Raw genomic sequence first — 1525 nt, 5'->3', positions numbered from 1 at the left:
GATCCCCGGCGCTTCGGCGTTTTCGCTGCGTGAAGATGTCCGCTCGCCAGTCGATGGCAAGCCGGTTGGCGTCGTGATGAATGCGACGACGCAGAATGTTTCCGAGGCAGTCGATGCTGCGCGCAAGGGCTTCAAAGTTTGGTCCAAAATGCCGGTCGAAACCCGCTCGAAAATGCTCGAAAAGGCCGGAGACCTGCTTGAAAAGAACCGCGATCATTTCCTCGCCCTTCTGTCGCGCGAAGCTGGCAAGACATTGGATGACGGCGTATCGGAAATTCGAGAAGCGGTCGATTTCTGCCGCTTCTATGCCCGCGAAGCTGTCAAATCATTCGGCGAACCAATCGCGCTACCGGGACCGACCGGCGAGGACAACCGCCTCGCCCATCGCGGTCGCGGCGTGTTTGTCTGCATTTCGCCGTGGAACTTCCCGTTGGCAATTTTCGCCGGTCAGGTTGTCGCCGCGCTTGCTGCGGGCAATGCAGTGCTCGCCAAACCGGCCGAACAGACGCCGCTGGTGGCGCAGGAGATGGTGAAAATCCTGCATGAGGCTGGCGTTCCCAAGGATGCGCTGCTGTTCGTGCCGGGCGATGGCCGCGTCGGCGCGGCGCTGACGTCGCACCCTAAGATCGACGGCGTCTGCTTCACCGGTTCGACCGAAACCGCTTGGGCGATCAACCGCACGCTCGCCGCCAAGAACGGCCCGATCGTGCCGCTGATTGCCGAAACCGGCGGCATGAACGCGATGATCGTTGTCGCCACCGCCCTGCCGGAACAGGTGGCGGACGATGTCGTCTCCTCCGCCTTCCGCTCCGCCGGTCAGCGCTGCTCGGCGCTGCGGCTCTTGTTTGTGCAGGAAGATGTGGCTGAGCGCATGCTTGACATGATCGAGGGCGCGGCGCGCGAGTTGAAGATGGGCGATCCGATGCATCTGCACACTGACATCGGCCCGGTGATCGACGCCGACCAGCTCGCAATGCTCAACGGCCACATCGCAACCATGCGCAAGAGCCAGAAGGTGCGCTTTGCCGCCAAGGCGCCGGAAGGCGGCCTGTTCTTCGGCCCGCATATCGTTGAAATGACCAAGGCCGATGCGCTGGAGCGCGAAATCTTCGGCCCGGTGCTGCATGTCGTGCGCTACAAGGCAGGCGGCCTCGACAAGGTGCTCGACCAGATCGAAGCCACCGGCTTCGGCCTGACGCTGGGCATCCACACCCGCATCGAGGACACGGTCAGGAAAGTCACCGAACGCCTCGACACCGGCAACATCTACGTCAACCGCAACATGATCGGCGCCGTCGTCGGCACCCAGCCCTTCGGCGGTTCGGGGCTATCGGGCACCGGCTTCAAGGCCGGCGGCCCGCACTATCTGCTCAGGTTCGCGCTGGAGCAGGTGGTGAGCGTCAACACGGCGGCGGCGGGGGGGAATGCGAGTTTGATTGCGATGGGGGAGTGAGGGGTCAGGCGGCCTGCGGCTCATGTATCAATGGCAGCAAATGCGCCTCGCTGACGGCGGCGAAGGCGTAGG

General features: G+C 63.5%; 1 protein-coding gene. It reads left to right on the top strand.

The annotated features are described in order from the left end of the window. A partial coding sequence (putA, locus tag RMO81_RS04480) for a bifunctional proline dehydrogenase/L-glutamate gamma-semialdehyde dehydrogenase PutA (RefSeq protein ID WP_310474551.1) occupies positions 1–1453 on the top strand: 1453 nt, incomplete at its 5' end. Positions 1454–1525: the final 72 nt, after the last annotated feature.

The organism is Sandarakinorhabdus sp. (genome assembly GCF_031422795.1).
Classification (GTDB): domain Bacteria; phylum Pseudomonadota; class Alphaproteobacteria; order Sphingomonadales; family Sphingomonadaceae; genus Sandarakinorhabdus.
The sequence above is the reverse complement of the archived record's forward strand: the minus strand, read 5'-3'. Positions and strand labels throughout refer to the sequence as shown.